Annotated in this window: 12 protein-coding genes; 1 reads left to right on the forward strand and 11 read right to left on the reverse strand. The window is 41.0% G+C overall.

The annotated features are described in order from the left end of the window. Positions 1-100 precede the first annotated feature (100 nt). The 6 genes from PVK79_RS21095 to PVK79_RS21120 form a co-directional block, all read right to left on the reverse strand. Entirely contained in the window at positions 101-448 is a 348-nt protein-coding gene (locus PVK79_RS21095) for a hypothetical protein (RefSeq protein WP_016899198.1), read from the reverse strand. A 12-nt stretch (positions 449-460) separates the two neighbouring features. Further along, positions 461-778, reverse strand: a complete 318-nt coding sequence (locus PVK79_RS21100; protein WP_008109627.1) for a hypothetical protein — start codon at positions 776-778, stop codon at positions 461-463. Further along, the gene (locus PVK79_RS21105; protein ID WP_013465892.1) at positions 775-1,812 is read right to left on the reverse strand and encodes a hypothetical protein; all 1,038 of its coding nucleotides are present in this window, start codon (positions 1,810-1,812) and stop codon (positions 775-777) included. Before PVK79_RS21105 ends, PVK79_RS21100 begins: the two co-directional genes overlap by 4 nt. A 208-nt stretch (positions 1,813-2,020) precedes the next feature. Continuing rightward, complete coding sequence (locus PVK79_RS21110) at positions 2,021-2,383, reverse strand: hypothetical protein (RefSeq protein ID WP_024595179.1); 363 nt, start codon at positions 2,381-2,383, stop codon at positions 2,021-2,023. A 192-nt stretch (positions 2,384-2,575) separates the two neighbouring features. Further along, positions 2,576-3,958, reverse strand: a complete 1,383-nt coding sequence (locus PVK79_RS21115) for a PhoH family protein (protein ID WP_008464132.1) — start codon at positions 3,956-3,958, stop codon at positions 2,576-2,578. Next, positions 3,955-5,322: a PhoH family protein gene (locus PVK79_RS21120; protein WP_257324610.1), complete on the reverse strand. Its 1,368-nt coding sequence runs from the start codon at positions 5,320-5,322 to the stop codon at positions 3,955-3,957. The genes PVK79_RS21115 and PVK79_RS21120 overlap by 4 nt, the downstream gene beginning before the upstream one ends. Before the next feature lie 294 nt (positions 5,323-5,616). On the opposite strand from PVK79_RS21120, the gene rapA reads away from it, so the two are divergent. Continuing rightward, the gene (rapA, locus tag PVK79_RS21125) at positions 5,617-8,511 is read left to right on the forward strand and encodes an RNA polymerase-associated protein RapA (RefSeq protein ID WP_182731326.1); all 2,895 of its coding nucleotides are present in this window, start codon (positions 5,617-5,619) and stop codon (positions 8,509-8,511) included. 399 nt (positions 8,512-8,910) lie between these two features. On the opposite strand, the gene PVK79_RS21130 is transcribed toward rapA, so the two are convergent. The 5 genes from PVK79_RS21130 to aceE form a co-directional block, all read right to left on the reverse strand. Then, entirely contained in the window at positions 8,911-10,008 is a 1,098-nt protein-coding gene (locus PVK79_RS21130) for an ISAs1 family transposase (protein ID WP_257324612.1), read from the reverse strand. Between the two features lie 421 nt (positions 10,009-10,429). Then, positions 10,430-11,119 carry a tRNA-uridine aminocarboxypropyltransferase gene (locus PVK79_RS21135; protein WP_257324614.1) on the reverse strand — a complete coding sequence of 230 codons (690 nt, stop codon included), beginning with the start codon at positions 11,117-11,119 and terminating at the stop codon, positions 10,430-10,432. Positions 11,120-11,550: 431 nt separating this feature from the next. Continuing rightward, positions 11,551-12,978, reverse strand: coding sequence for a dihydrolipoyl dehydrogenase (gene lpdA / locus PVK79_RS21140; protein WP_257324615.1), 1,428 nt, complete (start codon positions 12,976-12,978; stop codon positions 11,551-11,553). A gap of 195 nt (positions 12,979-13,173) precedes the next feature. After that, positions 13,174-15,081 carry a pyruvate dehydrogenase complex dihydrolipoyllysine-residue acetyltransferase gene (gene aceF, locus PVK79_RS21145; RefSeq protein WP_257324616.1) on the reverse strand — a complete coding sequence of 636 codons (1,908 nt, stop codon included), beginning with the start codon at positions 15,079-15,081 and terminating at the stop codon, positions 13,174-13,176. Positions 15,082-15,091: 10 nt separating this feature from the next. Next, the gene (gene aceE, locus PVK79_RS21150) at positions 15,092-17,758 is read right to left on the reverse strand and encodes a pyruvate dehydrogenase (acetyl-transferring), homodimeric type (protein WP_257324618.1); all 2,667 of its coding nucleotides are present in this window, start codon (positions 17,756-17,758) and stop codon (positions 15,092-15,094) included. Positions 17,759-17,812: the final 54 nt, after the last annotated feature.

Raw genomic sequence — 17,812 nt, forward strand, 5'->3', positions numbered from 1 at the left:
TTGATGCTGTATAAACATTTATGAATATTTGATTATCGTCAAATTTTTCAAAGAGGTAAGTGACAAATAATAATCTCATCAGACTTCTTATCTTCGCTATTCAATGGCTTTTATTTTGAGACTTAAGTTGCTCTCTCATTTCTAAAACTCGATCTGCCGAATAAGCTCCTGCTCTCATAACAACCAGTTCAACAAATGAAATATCAATTAACTTATGGTCAGCATCAATCACATAACAACTCCCACTATGTGTGTATATTTCTAACTTATCCTCATCAGCAGATTTGCTAACAATCTTTGAAGTCACGATTTGCTGAAATGGCCGAAACCTGAATGTTTCATCTTCAATAACCCCCCCTGATAAAAACTCGCCAAGAAATATTTTTTCAAATTCTTTATAGTCGTAAACAGATACTATGTAGGCATCCTTTAAATATATTCTATCCAACGTATTCCCTTACTAATAACTAGCCGGGAGCATATCTCGCAGCTCTAATAACTCATTAGGAGAATACATACACTCATGCATTAAATTAAACTCAAATGCATTTACATCAAACTCTTTAGATTCAGCATCTAAGATATAAAAGTCAACACCAAAGCACTTACTTTCTAGACCATTGATTTCCAAAACCTTTATCGTGAATAAAGCATCTCCTTCTTTACCATTTTCATTTTCGTCAGCAAATGTGCCGTAAAGCACCCGTTCAACTTTTTCCTCTGTATCAGATTGAATTGAGATAAGTTTTGCGTTGGTTAGTTTTACTCTAGGTCTCATGCTTGAACTCCTTTCATATCTTCTACAGAAAAAGGACGAAAAAAACTTAGATATTTAACCCCATCAACTTTAAGCAAATTGTTGTCAGCATCAAAATGTGACAGAACACTAGATTGATACAACGAAATGTATTTTTCATAATCGATTGTGTTAAAAAAGTTGGTATCAACGCGCCTCGCATAAAAAACAAGATCTTGCTGTTCGATACGAACAATGAACTTCTGATCGCCATCTAGATTTTTGACTCGTAGACATAAATCAGGTTTGTGCCAATCAGATACAAAGGAAGGAATCAATGGGAAGCCATATACCAAATAGCGCATACCTTCGATTTTGAAGGTTGTTGGATTGAACTGAGCCTTATTTACTTTGCCGCTACTGAATAATTCAAGTGTCAACACCAGCCAGTGCACATGCTTAGAAAATGTATTTCCTTCAGAAATACAGCCTTCAAACTCACCATTATGGTTTACATGATTGATGTACATGTATTTTCTAATGTCATCCAAGGAAAGCTTTTCAAACGGAAACTTGCAAGCGATTAGCCTGAAATAACAACCATGAACTTTTAAATCTGCATATTGAACTATCAACGGATCATCAAAGGCATCAAAGTATGGTCGCCACTCTAAGCGGAAGTCTGCACCTGTATTTACAATAAACTTGGCATTTTCAGGCAACCCTAAAACTTGGTATATCACTGAAACTAACTCTAATGTTTCGATATCTACCAGCATCAGGCTTTCAATACGGTTTGCCATTGACTCAATTTCTTTATGAAGCGATTCAATAATTTCTTGATCATCGTATTCGTTGATCATTAAATATTTCAGGGAATCGTGCTTTAGAATTGAGTCCAGCTTTTTCTTTTCAAATACTTCAGAGAGATATTTATGGGTATCAGAAAAATGAGGGCAGTTATAAACACCTCTAGCCCACAGGCCTTGGGCGTAAAGATCAGGAAACTCTAATAACTCAGCAAACTCTTTTGCTTGTTTATTGAGCTTATTCTTTAATTGATAAAGTGAGATCACTTAGTTCTCCAAACAACTTTCCAATAAACAATGGCCTACCAACACATTGCTTTATTTATTGTTCAAATAACCAAATTTTTACGGATGCTCCGCTTCACTGTTCACGTTTTTCAAGGCGAAAAACATGTGTAGGCGTAGGCTGTCCGCACAACCTTTCACTCATAATATCGCTAAATTTTTAAATGGCAACTTACGGATTTGTACAAAATCAGTCAGAAATTTTGGCTTTGAACTCATCAAAGCTAAGTCCGAAAAGGGATATGACTAATTCTTCATTTATATTGGAACCGGGAAATTTTTTTTCAAAATTTCCAATGATGCTATCTAGGTGGCTAGCTAATATTTTTACTAAAAATATTTCCGAGTTTGGTGAGAGAGCAGACAGTGCTATCAATGGGTTGTCAAAGGATTCAGCTTTTATTTTTACTAGTAAATCGCTGTAACTGTTACAGTCATACAGACAAATAGCTAGGGCTTCTTGGGCTTGTCCAAGGGGAATAGTTAATAATTTAGATAATCGTTTTGCCTGCCTTTTTATATTTACTAGCAGGTCTTCTTTATTAAAAGACATCAATACACCAAAAAACGGCAACGCTAGGCCACGCACCTATGTCACTCAGTTTTTGTGAATATTTAATCTTTTAGTTCAGAGTAAATCCATTTCGTCCTGTTTTCGTGGGAACGGGCTTCTCTGAAAAGCCACTGCAAAAAGCAGTGGCTATTGTCGCAATATTATAAGGAAATGTGAATTGTAGTTTGATGCCTACATGTTCTTTTCAGTGAATTCAGCCAAGCTACTACGCTCTACTTCATCAAATATCAATACTGAGCCTTTTTCATAGTTTCTATACACGTTAACAGCCGCGCTAGCACCTGAAGATGCGGGTGTGACAAACTTATCATCAATCTGGGCTAAGTTGCCCAACACGATTGTGCGACAATTTTTGCCACCACGGCTTAACATGCCCTTAATTTGCGCTCTAGTCATGTTTTGAGCTTCATCAATGATTAAAACAGCATCGTCTATTGAACGACCTCGGAAGTAAGCCATACTAGTAAATTCTATATTGGCTTTTTCGATCACATGCTCAACAGTTGCACTAATATTACCTTCATTGTTATCACCTGAATGCATTGATATAAGCGCATCTGTTATACCTGCTAATAACGGCATTGATTTCTCTGTCAGGTCACCGGGTAAAAACCCCGGATCATCGTCCATAAAGTCTCTGGAGCGCACCACAACGATTTTTTTGTACTTTTTTAACTCCAATACTTGATGCAGCGCCGAAGCAACTGCTAAAAAAGTTTTTCCGGAGCCAGCAGGGCCAAGGATGATATTTAAGTCATAATATGGATCTGTTAATTGGCTTAAAGCTACTGCCTGACGCTGATTTTTAGGCAAAATGCCCCATACTTTTTCTTGTTTACGAGGCAATAACTTTGTGAATACCTCAGTATCTGTTACTTCTGAAATTCGCCCAATGTGTCCAGCTTCATCGTACCAATACATGTTTGGCTGAACTTCATCATTAAATAGACTTATTGGGAAAGTATAAACTTCTCCTGAAACCTTGAAGTCTTTGTCTGATTTAATTCGATCAAAAAGATCTCCTTTAAAGGCTTGTACCCCTGTGTATAAAAGATCAATATCTGATATTTGATTATCTACGGCAACGTCTTCTGCCATGACCCCTACGGTTCGAGCTTTCAAGCGCATATTAATGTCACGGCTAACAATTACTACGTCTTTATCTAAGTCCTTCTGAAGATACAGTGCATAGTTAATTATTCTATTGTCAGCGTCACTTCCAATACCGTGCTTTAACTCTTTAGCCATATCGAGCTGGGTATCAATTCCAATAAACAGTTTTCCTCGTTTAGCTGTTTCAGTAGAAGGCAGTGGAATACCAGCTTCCATCTCTTCTGCACTGTGCCCATTTATTATATCTTCAAGCATACGAATACATACACGAGCATCAGCACTAACCGATTTGTTAGTTCTTTCTTTTAAGTTATCTAATTCTTCTAGAACTGTTAGACAGATGTAAATATCATCTTGATATGACAGGATACTTTTTGGATCATGAACCAACGCAGACGTGTCAAGAACACGAGGGTTTCGGTTTTCAACAGAGCTTTTCATGACGCAGCCCTCCAAAAGTTTGCATCGTTGCTAGAATGCGTGTTGTACTTACATCCCAAATAACAAATACTCTGTAAAGATTGGCTATTGTGGGAATGCTTAAAGTCGTTACAAAAATCCATGTTTAGAGAAATTCTTTTTACTTTTTCTACAGGCCAATAAAAACAAGGGGGTAAAAACTTTAAAATCTTTCCAATTCGGGGTTGTAAAATGACCACGGCATTTTGAATGCTGCGACCACGCATAAAGTTAACTGATTTAAACTGTATGTTGGCCTTTTCCATAATATAGTTACGGCTTGAAATAGGATTTTCGTCACCTTTGTGTAATACCTCTAAGGTATCGGTGATCGCAGCTAACCATGGTGCCATTTTTTCCTCTTCGGTACCTGGTAAAAAACCGATCGACTCAGCAATTTCAGGAGTATTTCGGGTGACAATTACCTTATCGTAAATACCTTTTTCAACCACCATTTCCAAAGCACAGGCAAGCGCTAGTAATGTTTTTCCGCATCCTGCAGGACCTGTTAAAATAACTAATTCAATACCGGTATCGAGTAACGCATCCATTGCCATGCCTTGATAAATATTTTTTGGCTTTACTCCCCATGCCGACTGATGCATTAAACGCTCAACACCGATATCTTTGAGCATAATATGCTGCTCATCATAAGATTTGACTCGTGCGGCAAACTGACCGCTGTCATCAAGTAAATATTCATTGCAAAATACATCGGGGATCAAACTTTTTGCCACTTTATGAAACGCATCACGACCATGTTGTTGTGTTTCACATTCGCCCACATGCTGCCAAAAATCGCCAGCAATTTTTTTATAACCACTGGAGAGCAAAGCAATATCATCAATCAGCTGATCGGTACGATAATCTTCAACAAATTTAAGCCCTGCGCCTTTGGCCTTCAAACGCATATTAATATCTTTGGTAACTAACACCACTTTGCTATTAGGATGTTGTTTTTGTAGGTGCACGGCACAATTGATAATACGGTGGTCATTTTCGTTGCCAGGTAAACCTGAGATAGAATCGGCAAATAAATGATCATTAACAATAATAAGTGTGCCAGCCGAAGATGCTTTGGCCTTTTTATTACTAGGTAGAGCGACACCTTTGAGCATTTGTTCTGGTGTGGCATCTTTGAGTACTTCATCCAAACCACGAATGGCCACACGGGCATCACGGCTGACATCATGCTTACGATCTTTTATATGATCCAGTTCCTCTAAAACTGTCATGGGAATTACAACATCGTGTTCTTGGAATGATAAATACGCGAGGGGTTCGTGAAGTAATACATTGGTATCTAGCACATACATTTTACTATCAAGGTTCGAAGCTTTTTCCATAGCACTTTCCTTACGTTTTATGATTTTTATGCTATACACAACTAATCAAGTAAAACGGGTGAACGCTCACCCTGAAAAACTTAATTGCTAGGTATATTCTAAGTTTAGCTTAGATGTCATAAAAGTCTGTTTTATGACAAACCTTTTTTTGTTTTGAATTAATCCTTATTGCAGCAGCTTTAATAGGAATAATTCACAGTTATTAAATTAATTAAAAGTCAGCTGGTTCGTGCCTTGCAGTGGTGTTAGGTAACAGGTAACATAGCCGCCTTTTTCTTCATAGACGAGACATACATGAATTTTTCCTTAGGTCAGCGTTGGATCAGTGATACAGAGTCAGATTTAGGATTAGGCACAGTGGTTGCCCTTGAGGGCCGTCAGGTCAGCATTTTATTTCCCGCCAGTGGCGAAAACCGTGTTTACTCAATGCTAGAAGCACCGGTTACCCGTGTGGCATTTAATCCTGGTGATGTGATCAAAAGCGTTGAAGAATGGGAACTTGAAGTCGAGTCAATTGAACCTATCGGTGATTTACTTTGTTATCACGGCACTCGTATTGATAACGGTGAAAAAGCAAAATTAAAAGAAACGTTTTTAGATCACTTCATCAAATTTAATAAACCACAAGACCGCTTATTTGCCGGTCAAGTTGACCGTTTTGATCGCTATACATTGCGCTATCAAACATGGCAACACCAGTTTGAACGCCAACAATCACCTATTAAGGGTTTGATTGGTCAGCGCGCAAGCTTAATTCCGCATCAGCTTTATATTGCACAAGAGGTCGGTAAACGGTTTGCTCCTCGAGTATTATTGTCTGATGAAGTAGGCCTTGGTAAAACCATTGAAGCAGGGATGATTTTACATCAACAAATTATCAGTGGTCGCGCAAGCCGAGTGCTCATCGTAGTGCCGGAGAACTTGCAGCATCAGTGGTTAGTTGAAATGCTGCGTCGCTTTAATTTACACTTTTCAATTTTTGATGAAGAGCGTTGCGATGAAGCATTTGCCGACTCACCAAATGTATTCGACACTGAACAGTTAGTACTAACTAGCCTTGAGTTTTTAACCAAGAAAAAACGCTGGTTTGAACAAGCAACAATGGCTGATTGGGATTTACTGATTGTTGATGAAGCGCATCATTTAAGTATTACCAACGGTAAACCAAGCACTGAATATCAACGTATGGCTGAGCTTAGCCAAGATATTCCAGGGCTGATACTATTAACAGCAACACCGGATCAACTTGGTCACCGCAGCCACTTTGCGCGCCTACAGTTACTCGATCCTGATCGCTTTTATGACTACGATGCCTTTGTTGCTGAAGAAAGTAACTATAAGCATGTGGCAGAGGCTGCTAATCAATTATTACAACAGCAAGCCCTTGATGACAACGCCAAAGCCACGCTAATTGAGCTGTTAAAAGAAACCGACATCAGTAAGGTGCTTGAACAAGCGCAAAATGGCGATGCAGCGGCCCGTAAAGAGATTTTGGCGATGTTATTAGATCGCCATGGCACAGGCCGTATTTTGTTTAGAAATAGCCGTAGCGGCATTGACGGCTACCCTAGTCGCAAACTACACGCCTACCCGATGGCGATGCCGAAACAATATAAAACGGCAATTTCAGTATTGGGCAATATGAGCGGCATTAAAAATGCAGAGCTTAGCGCGCAACGCGCCCTATTCCCTGAAAAAATATTCCAAGAGTTTGAAGGCGAAAGCGCTAGCTGGGGACAATTTGATCCTCGCGTAGAATGGTTGATCGACACCCTAAAAACCCTTAAACGGGAAAAAGTCCTGCTTATTTGTGCTAAAGCCGAAACCGCTATCAGCCTTGAGCAAATCCTGCGTGAACGCGAAGCGATTAAAGCCTCAGTGTTCCATGAAGGCATGACAATTATTGAGCGAGATCGCGCCGCCGCATTCTTTGCTGATGAATACGACAATGCACAAATATTATTGTGCTCTGAAATTGGTTCAGAAGGTCGTAACTTCCAATTTGCTCATCACTTAGTGTTATTTGATTTACCACTGAACCCAGATTTACTTGAGCAACGTATCGGTCGCCTTGACCGTATTGGCCAAACTCAAGATATCAACATCCATGTACCGTACTTTGAAAACAGCGCACAAGAAGTATTACTGCGTTGGTATAACGAAGGCTTAGATGCCTTTGAAACCACCTCAAGCACCGGACAACTTTTGTATAAAGAGTTTAAAGATGAGCTACTTGAGTTTATTGCCGCCCATAACTGTGATGAAGACGAGCTAGAGCCATTACTAGAGCAAGTAGCCGGTCAAAACGCAGTCCTGCGTAAACAAATGGAAAGCGGCCGTGACCGTTTGCTTGAGTTACACTCATCAGGCCAAGGTGCAGCAGACTCGCTGGTTGTTGATATTGAAAAACTAGACAACCAGTTTGAACTACCAAGTTATATGATCAACGTGTTTGATACCTTTGGCGTTAGCCAAGAAGACAAAGGTGAAAATACTATTATCTTAAAGCCAACTGAGCATATGCTAAATCCGTCATTCCCAAGTTTAAAAGATGACGGCATGACAGTCACATTTGACCGTGACACTGCACTTGCACAAGAAGATGTGCATTTCATCAGCTGGGATCACCCTATGGTGCAAGGCACCTTAGACATGATCTGTGATGATGACTTTGGTACTGCGTCAGTCGCATTACTTAAAAACAAAAAATTACCACCAGGCACCTTTTTTGTTGAGCTAATTTACGTAGCAGCAGCCATGGCACCAAAAGCGCTGCAAGTTGGCCGCTTTTTACCGCCGACGCCGATTCGTATTTTGCTCGACAAAGCCAGTAATAACCTAGGCGATAATGTAGGTTTTGATGGCTTTAATCAGCAGCTTTCTGCGGTAGGCCGTCAAACAGCCAGTAAACTTGCTGGAGCACTACAAAGTGCGATTCACCCAATGCTTAAAACAGCACAAGAAATGGCGCAAACTAAGTTAGAAGTCATTCGCACTGCGGCGCTTGAGCAAATGCAACAATCGCTCAGTGAAGAGCAGGCGCGTTTAGCTGCTTTAAAACAGATAAACCCAAATATTCGTGAAGAAGAGCTTACCTTCTACGACAAGCAACGCACTGAACTAACAACTTATATTGGCAAAGCCCAGCTGCAACTAGATGCCATTCGCTTAATTGTGGTATCACATTGATTTGAGAGCTGAGCTTTAAGTTATAAGCTGTAAGTTTTAAGTTTAAAAAAGCGCGGTGTATTAAGTTACAGCGCGCTTTTTTATTACATGTTACGCTGAAAACCCACGCCTACAAGATATTGCCTATTCGTAGCAGCGATTTTATATCACGACAGAGGTTGTTTCGAGGCTGAATGTTATCCCGTACTTACACTTTGCATTTGCGCGGGATAAACACGCGCCTACGAGATATTGCACATGCCGTAGCAGCGATTTTATATCGCGACAGAGGTTGTTTCGAGGCTGAATTTTATCCCGTATTTACACTTTGCATTTACGCGCGGTAAACCCGCGCCTACAAGATATTACAAATTTGTAGCAGCGATTTTATCAGGGCGCGAGCACACTTTGTTAACGATGTTAACCGAATAACAATTCTTCTCTAAAATCATCGTCATAACACGCTCTTACGCACTTACTTCTTATTGAGTTCTTACTTTTCGTATGTTGTTTTACCATGTTTCTAACCACTCGACGAAATAACGCCATATGTTGTGCACTTAACGGATCGTGTATTTGAGATGCATCTTCTTTAAACACGACATCCAATATCCAGTGTTGTTGGTTTTCTATCAACCAATGATGCCTAATCGCTTTACTAATTAGCGCGTTATCTGTGACTGATGTTAGGTAAAAATGAGTGTCAATACTCGTTCTAACTCCTTTTTTCCTTTCCCTTTGTACCGCAATGATTGTTTTAATTGACGGCCAATTCTCTTTTATTTCAACAGGTAAAAATGAAGCATCAAGGCAGTCCACCGTTCTTACTTCTTGACGCCCATGCCCTTTATTTTTTGTTACATGGCTTATAATGCCTGAATTTTCAGACTCGTAGTGCTGCATAAATAAATCATTAATAGCGCTATACAGCTTCTTTTGATTACCTTTAACCTGCACAAGGTAATCAGCATTTCGACTGATTAATTGCTTCAATGTCTCTTTTTGACAATGTAGAGCATCTAACGTGATGAGAGTGTCATTAATATCAAGGGTTTGCAGTAACTCTCTTACTGCGGGTATTTCATTTGTCTTACTTCCTACCGTTTGATGAAATAAAGTTAATCCTGTTTCACAGTCGAATGCAGAAACAAGATGTAGCTTATCCGCCATATGATTGCTTGCCCCGCGAATCGTTTTACCGTCAAACGCAATGATAGGTTGATTGGATTTAATACGATGTTGGTTGACCCAGCTGTACATGCTCAGTAGCAATGAGTCAGTATCGACCGTTCGAAATATTCTAGCAATGCTGTGTCGTGTCGGTATGCCATTATTGAAAGGACGAAACTTTTTCAACCAGTTCATCTTGCTTTCTCCATATACTTCAATATCTTGCCATCCTTCGCATCCAGATGTTACTGCACTAATAATAAGGAAAAGAACATCGACAAGGTTATGATGCTGGTTGATAGTTGAGCGGTTATCTTTTACGAGTTCTAAATGGGAGAATAAGGACATAAGGAATCTAAAGTGATGATATTTATAGTATTAGATCATAAACTATAAATGCTTACAAAGTATGATCCTGCCCTGGCGATTTTATATCGCGACAGGAGTTGTTTCGCGGCTAATTTTACCCCGAGCTTACACTTTTCATTTGCGCGGGGTAAACCACCCACGCCTACATATTGGTAGCAGCGAGTTTACCTCGCGATAAAGCCCATTATTTACCACTGAGGGCACAAAGGCGCTTCGCGCTACACAGAGAAACCAAAGTAAAAAATCACTTATTTCTTCTCTGTGTTCTCGGTGGTGAATTCATCACTGAACGAACTTTAATCTAATTGCGCGGGGTAAACCCGCGCCTACGAGATATTGCACATCCCGTAGCAGCGATTTTATATCGCGATTTTTCGAGGTACAACATGGGGAAACCAAATTACTCAGGTCTGCCTTTATTGCGCTTACCTAATAAATACGCGTCGCGAAACTTCATAAAATGCTGTTCAAGCTTAGTTGCTGCATCAACCTCCCCAGCTAGTGCTAAAACCATAATGGCCACTTCAGCGGTGCCAAGTTGGTGTGCGTGAGGGGCTACACGTAAGCGATAATCTGACAGTTTTTCTGCGGTAATTGAGAGGACTGGCAACTCGTCTAAATACGGGCTTTTGCGGATCATTTTTTTCGCTTCACGCCATGTGCCATCTAAAAAGATAAACAAGGGACGTTTATTAGACTGGTGTTGTACATCAGTAATAACGCGTGCGGTATCTTCAACATCTGTAGCAGGAAAGATCACCATAGGTTGATATTGCGGGTCATTTAATAAGGCTAATAGTTTATCGTCAGGATCAGTCCTGTCCCAACGAAAAGCATGATTATCAGGAATAATTTCAGCAATTAATCGCCCTGTATTAGAGGGTTTAAAACTCTCGTTGTGATACATAAGTAAGCATACCGCCGCCTTACTATCAGCCGGCTCCACACCGTCACAAATACAGTAATGTTTCGCGATTAAGCATCGCTCACAGCGATCCATTTTACCGCCACGAGCATTAAACTCACGGCGAGATTCACTAATTTGCTGGGCACGCAAAGTAAGTACTGAATTAGAAGAGCGTTTATTCACGTGGTTTATTACCTAAAATAGTACCTAAATTTGATCGGCGCGTATTATAACACATTTGTAGCAGCGATTTTATATCGCGACAGAGCTTGTTCCGCGGCTAATTTCCCCCCGAGCTTACACTATTCATTTGCGCGGGGTAAACCCGCGCCTACGAGATATTGCCCATTCGTAGCAGCGAGTTTACCTCGCGATAAAGCCCATTATTTACCACTGAGGGCACAAAGGCGCTTCGCGCTACACAGAGAAACCAAAGTAAAAAATCACTTATTTCTTCTCTGTGTTCTCGGTGGTGAATTAATCACTAAACGAACTTTAATCTAATTGCGCGGGGTAAAACCGCGCCTACAAGGTATTACGTATTACACACCCGCGCCTACAAAACAAAAAACCCAAGCCGTGGCTTGGGTTTTTAAACAATTAACTAAAAGAACTTACTTCTTCTTTTTAACTGCTTTTTTGTTTGGTAAATCAGTGATTGAACCTTCAAATATTTCAGCTGCAAGGCCGATTGATTCGTTCAATGTTGGGTGAGCATGAATAGTTAATGCTAAATCTTCAGCGTCAGCGCCCATTTCGATACCTAGACCGATTTCGCCCAGCATTTCACCTGCGTTAATACCAATCATAGCACCACCGATAATACGGCCACTTTCTTTATCAAAGATCAGTTTAGTAGAACCTTCAGTACGAGAAGATGCAATTGCACGACCTGATGCAGCCCATGGGAATACAGCTGTTTCAATGCTTAAGCCTTGCTCTTTTGCTTCTTTCTCAGTTACGCCAACCCAAGCGATTTCTGGGTCAGTATAGGCAATTGAAGGAATACATTTCGGATCAAAGTAATGTTTTTGACCAGAGATAACTTCAGCAGCAACGTGACCTTCATGAACCGCTTTGTGCGCAAGCATAGGTTGACCAACTAAGTCACCAATCGCGAAGATGTGGTCAACGTTAGTTTTAAGTTGCTTATCAACATTAATGAAGCCACGCTCATCAACATTAACACCCGCTTTGTCAGCATCTAATAAGTTACCGTTTGGTGTACGACCAACAGCAACTAATACTTTGTCATAACGTACTGGTTCAGCTGGTGCGTTTTTACCTTCAAATGTAACGTATAAGCCGTCATCTTTCGCTTCTACGCCAACAACTTTAGTTGATAGCATAACGTTAAATTTATCACTTACGTATTTTTGGTAAATCTTGATGATGTCTTTATCAGCAGCTGGTACTAGTTGGTCAGCAAATTCAACTACGTCGATTGCAGAACCTAGTGCGCGATACACAGTACCCATTTCAAGACCGATAATACCACCACCTAATACTAATAGCTTTTCAGGGATGTCTTTAAGCTCTAGTGCACCGGTTGAATCAATTACGCGGTCATCTTCAGGAATGAAAGGTAAGTTTACCGGTTTAGAACCAGCAGCAATGATAGCGTTATCAAAAGTAATTGTTGTTTTACCGTCAGCGCCTTCAACATCAAGCGTGTTGCTACCTGTGAATTTACCGTAACCGTAAACCACTTTAACTTTACGCATTTTAGCCATGCCGTCTAGGCCACCAGTAAGTTGGCTAACAACTGACTCTTTCCACGAACGAATTTTATCTAAATCAATTTGTGGTGCGCCAAAAGTAACACCATGAGATGACATTTCTGCTGCATCATCAATTACTTTAGCTACGTGTAAAAGTGCTTTCGAAGGAATACAACCAACATTAAGACATACACCGCCTAATGTGTCGCGAGATTCTACTACTGTTACTTCTAAGCCCAAGTCAGCAGCACGGAAAGCCGCAGAATAACCACCAGGACCACCGCCTAGTACAACAACTTGAGTTTTTAATTCGTTGCTCATGCTTTTACCTTAATTGTTTGAACGGGACACTGCCCTAAAGTTTAACTGCCATGTTTCTGCAAGGCAGAAAGGGAGAGCAGATCAAAAATTTATGCAAAATATACAAAGATTGTATCATTGCAAATGGTAAAAATCCCAGCAAAAAACAACTGGCTGGGATTTGATTCTATTTATTTCGCTACATTCAGCAATTGCTTACATTACTAATTGGCGAATATCGCTCATGTAACTTGCTAAAGTTACAGTAAAGCGTGCCGCTAGTGCACCGTCAATCACCCTATGGTCGTAAGACATAGAAAGTGGAACCATTAGTTTTGGTTCAAACTCTTTGCCATTCCACTTAGGTTTAATTTCAGACTTAGAGACACCTAAAATAGCAACTTCTGGGGCATTTACGATTGGCGTAAAGGCTGTACCGCCAATACCACCAAGGCTTGAAATTGTAAAACAACCACCTTGCATATCAGACGAGGTAAGTTTGCCGTCACGCGCTTTAACAGATACTTCCATTAATTCACGCGATAATTCAATGATGCCTTTCTTATCAACATCTTTAAATACTGGCACAACCAAACCGTTTGGCGTATCAACTGCAACACCGATATTGATGTACTTCTTAAGAATTAAGCTTTCACCGTCGTTAGATAGTGATGAGTTAAATGTAGGGAACTCAGCAAGTGCTTTCGCTGCTGCTTTCATTACAAATACCAGCGGGGTGATTTTAACACCTAGCTTTTTCTTCTCGCTAAGGGCATTTTGCTCTTTACGGAACTCTTCAAGAGTTGTGATATCAGCTTCATCAAACTGCGTAACATGTGGAATTTGCACCCAGTTACGGTGTAAGTTTTTACCCGATAGCTTTTGAATACGAGATAGTTTTTTCTCTTCGATTTCACCAAACTTAGCAAAATCAACTTTTGGCCATGGAATTAAACCAAGCTCACTACCGCCAGCATTGCCAGAAGCTGTCGCTAATTGGCCTGACTCAACTTGCTTAACTAAGTTCTTCACATAGTCTTGCACGTCTTCTTTCACAACGCGATTTTTACGACCTGAGCCTTTTACATTCGCAAGGTTAATACCAAACTCACGTGCTAAGCGGCGAACAACTGGCGATGCATGAGCATACGCACTATTGTTTTCAAAGCTTTCATTGCTCGCTTTTGTAGGCGCTGCTTGTGGAGCAGGAGCTGATTCTGCTTTCGCTGCTGGTGCAGATTCAGAAGCCGCTTTTTCAGCGGTAGCTGCAGGTGCACTGCCTTGCACTTCAAATACAAAGATAAGTGAACCGGTCGATACTTTATCGCCCGCAGCAACTTTAATCTCTTTAACAGTACCGGCAAACGGTGCTGGTACTTCCATTGCCGCTTTGTCGCCTTCAACGTTTAAGATTGACTGATCTTCAGTAACCTTATCGCCTACTGCAACCATCACTTCAGTGACTTCAACCTCATCACCGCCGATATCAGGCACGTTTACTTCTTTACTGCTTGGCGCTGAACTTTGTGCCGGCGCAGACTCTTGAGCTGGCGCTGTTTCTGCTTTCGCAGCTGCTGGCTCACTACCAGCCACTTCAAAAACAAACACTAAAGAGCCTGTTTTTACTTTATCGCCAGCGGCAACTTTAATTTCTTTAACAGTACCTGCAAACGGCGCTGGTACTTCCATTGCCGCTTTGTCGCCTTCAACGTTTAAGATAGATTGTTCTTCTTCAACAGTGTCGCCAACAGCAACCATGATTTCCGTTACTTCAACTTCATCATCGCCGATATCTGGTACCGTGACTTCTTTAGTTGTTGAACCTGAAGACGCAGCAGGTGCTGCAGCTTCAGATTTTGCTGGTTCTGCAGGCGCTTCGCTAGATGCTTGCTCTTCACCTTCAAACAAGAATACTAAAGAACCCGTAGTAACCGTGTCGCCCACGTTTACTTTGATTTCTTTTACAGTACCGGCTTGTGCCGCAGGTACTTCCATTGAGGCTTTATCACCCTCAACAGTTAGTAATGATTGGTCAACGTCAACTTTGTCACCAACGCTCACTAGAATTTCGGTTACTTCGACTTCATCGCCACCGATATCTGGTACTTTAATTTCAATACTCATTGCAAACCTCTTATGCGTACAGTGGATTAAGTTTGTTAGTGTCGATGTTGAACTTTTTAAGTGCTTCAACCACAACTGACTTCTCAACTTCACCACGTTTAGCAAGTTCAGATAACGTCGCAACTACTACGTAGCTGGCGTTAACTTCAAAGTGACGACGAAGGTTTTCACGGCTATCAGAACGACCGTAACCATCGGTACCTAATACTTTGTAGTTGCTGCTTGGAATGAATGAACGCGCTTGTTCTGCGTAGTTTTTCATGTAATCCGTTGCGGCAACAGTCACTGAGTCATTTAATACACTGGTGATGTAGGCAGTCTTCTGCTCGCTTTCAGGGTTAAGCATATTGAAACGCTCAACATCTTGCCCTTCACGAGTTAATTCGTTAAACGACGTTACTGAATACACATCAGATGCAATACCGTACTCATCACTTAAAATCGCGGCGGCTTTACGCACTTCAGTCATGATAGTACCTGAGCTTAATAGCTGTACGTTGGCTTTTTTGCCTGCGTAGCTTTCTAGCTTGTAGATACCTTTGCGAATACCTTCTTCAGCACCTTCTGGCATAGCAGGTTGTGCATAGTTTTCGTTCATAAGCGTTAGGTAGTAGTAAATGTTTTCTTGATCTTCACCGTACATACGACGAATACCATCTTGAACAATAACCGCTACTTCGTAAGCGTATGTTGGATCGTAAGAGATACAGTTAGGTACTGTGTTAGCAAGAATATGGCTGTGACCATCTTCGTGCTGTAGACCTTCACCATTTAATGTTGTACGACCAGCAGTAGCACCTAATAAGAAACCACGTGCTTGTTGGTCACCCGCCATCCATGCCATGTCGCCAACACGTTGGAAACCGAACATTGAATAGTAGATATAGAATGGGATCATTGGTAAATCGTTAGTGCTGTATGATGTTGCCGCAGCAACCCACGATGACATTGCACCTAACTCGTTGATACCTTCTTGCAATACTTGACCCGATGTTGCTTCTTTGTAGTAAGAAACGATATCACGGTCTTGCGGCGTATAGTTTTGGCCATGCGGGTTATAAATACCGATTTGACGGAATAAACCTTCCATACCAAACGTACGCGCTTCATCGGCAATAATTGGTACGATGTTTTTACCAATACCTTTATCTTTCAATAAGATATTAAGTGCACGAACAAAGCCCATAGTGGTAGAGATATCACGCTTTTGCTCTTCAAGTAGTGGCTTGAATGCTTCTACTTCTGGCAGTACTAACTTTTCAGTAAAGTTAGGAATACGTTTTGGCGTATAACCTTTAAGTGCATCACGGCGAGCATGTAAGTACTTGTGCTCAGCCGAACCTTCTTCAAGTGTTAAATAAGGAAGTTCTGCAAGTTGCTCTTCAGATACTAAATCATCAAGACCTAAACGTGAACGTAAATGGGCAACATGTGACATGTCCATTTTTTTCACTTGGTGAGCAATATTCTTACCTTCAGCCGCTTCACCCATGCCGTAACCTTTTACAGTTTTAGCTAGGATAACTGTTGGGCGACCTTTGGTCTCTTCTGCTTTTTTGAATGCAGCGAATAATTTTGATGGTTCATGACCACCACGCTTAAGCGCGAAGATTTCGTCATCTGTCATATCAGCAACAAGTGCTGCTGTTTCAGGATAACGACCAAAGAAATGTTCACGTACGTACGCGCCATTTTTAGCTTTATAAGTTTGGTAATCGCCATCGACTGTTTCGTTCATCAATTGCAATAACTTACCAGTGGTGTCTTTAGCTAGTAGGATATCCCAGCCGCTGCCCCACACTAGCTTGATCACATTCCAGCCAGCGCCTTTGAATAGACCTTCAAGCTCTTGAATGATTTTACCATTACCCATTACAGGGCCATCCAGGCGCTGTAAGTTACAGTTAATTAAGTAACAAAGGTTGTCTAGTTTTTCACGAGCAGCAAAAGAAATAGCGCCACGTGATTCTGGCTCATCCATTTCGCCATCGCCTAAAAACGCGTATACACGTTGGTTTTTAGTGTCTTTTAAGCCACGACCATCTAGGTACTTTAAGAAGCGCGCTTGGTAAATAGACGCGATAGGACCAAGACCCATAGATACCGTAGGGAACTGCCAGAATTCAGGCATTAATTTAGGGTGTGGGTAAGATGGTAAACCTTCGCCATCAACTTCTTGACGGAAGTTATCAAGCTGCGCAGCAGATAAACGACCTTCAACAAATGCACGTGCATAAATACCCGGAGAAATGTGACCTTGATAATAAACTAAGTCACCGCCGTCTACATCATTTGGGGCTTTGAAGAAATGGTTAAAACATACTTCATAAAACGCCGCTGATGACTGGTAAGACGCCATATGGCCGCCTAGGTCGAGGTCTTTTTTCGAAGCACGCAATACAATCATGATTGCGTTCCAACGAATAATAGAACGAATACGGCGCTCAAGGTTTACGTCCCCTGGGTAAGCAGGTTCTTGATCTACCGGGATCGTATTAACGTAGTTTGTGTTGATACCTGTTGGCATATCAACACCGTCTAAACGGGCTTGCTCTAATACTTGCTCAAGTAAAAACTGAGCACGTTCAACACCTTCTTCACGCACAACTGATTCAAGAGCTTGTAACCACTCTTGTGTTTCTAGCGCGTCTACGTCAATTTTATTGACTTCAGACATATGGAGGTTTCCTTATGTTTAAAATACGAATGTTCTTAATTAGCACTGTGGTAA

Origin of the sequence: Pseudoalteromonas rhizosphaerae, assembly GCF_028885455.1 — a bacterium.
Taxonomy (GTDB): Bacteria; Pseudomonadota; Gammaproteobacteria; order Enterobacterales; family Alteromonadaceae; genus Pseudoalteromonas; species Pseudoalteromonas rhizosphaerae.

Excerpts from the sequence above, each read along its gene's own strand:
- aceF (WP_257324616.1), bottom strand. The coding sequence starts at position 15,081 with ATGAGTATTGAAATTAAAGTACCAGATATCGGTGGCGATGAAGTCGAA.
- PVK79_RS21120 (WP_257324610.1), bottom strand. The coding sequence starts at position 5,322 with ATGGAAAAAGCTTCGAACCTTGATAGTAAAATGTATGTGCTAGATACC.
- lpdA (WP_257324615.1), bottom strand. The coding sequence starts at position 12,978 with ATGAGCAACGAATTAAAAACTCAAGTTGTTGTACTAGGCGGTGGTCCT.
- PVK79_RS21115 (WP_008464132.1), bottom strand. The coding sequence starts at position 3,958 with ATGAAAAGCTCTGTTGAAAACCGAAACCCTCGTGTTCTTGACACGTCT.
- aceE (WP_257324618.1), bottom strand. The coding sequence starts at position 17,758 with ATGTCTGAAGTCAATAAAATTGACGTAGACGCGCTAGAAACACAAGAG.
- PVK79_RS21110 (WP_024595179.1), bottom strand. The coding sequence starts at position 2,383 with ATGTCTTTTAATAAAGAAGACCTGCTAGTAAATATAAAAAGGCAGGCA.
- PVK79_RS21130 (WP_257324612.1), bottom strand. The coding sequence starts at position 10,008 with ATGTCCTTATTCTCCCATTTAGAACTCGTAAAAGATAACCGCTCAACT.
- rapA (WP_182731326.1), top strand. The coding sequence starts at position 5,617 with ATGAATTTTTCCTTAGGTCAGCGTTGGATCAGTGATACAGAGTCAGAT.
- PVK79_RS21100 (WP_008109627.1), bottom strand. The coding sequence starts at position 778 with ATGAGACCTAGAGTAAAACTAACCAACGCAAAACTTATCTCAATTCAA.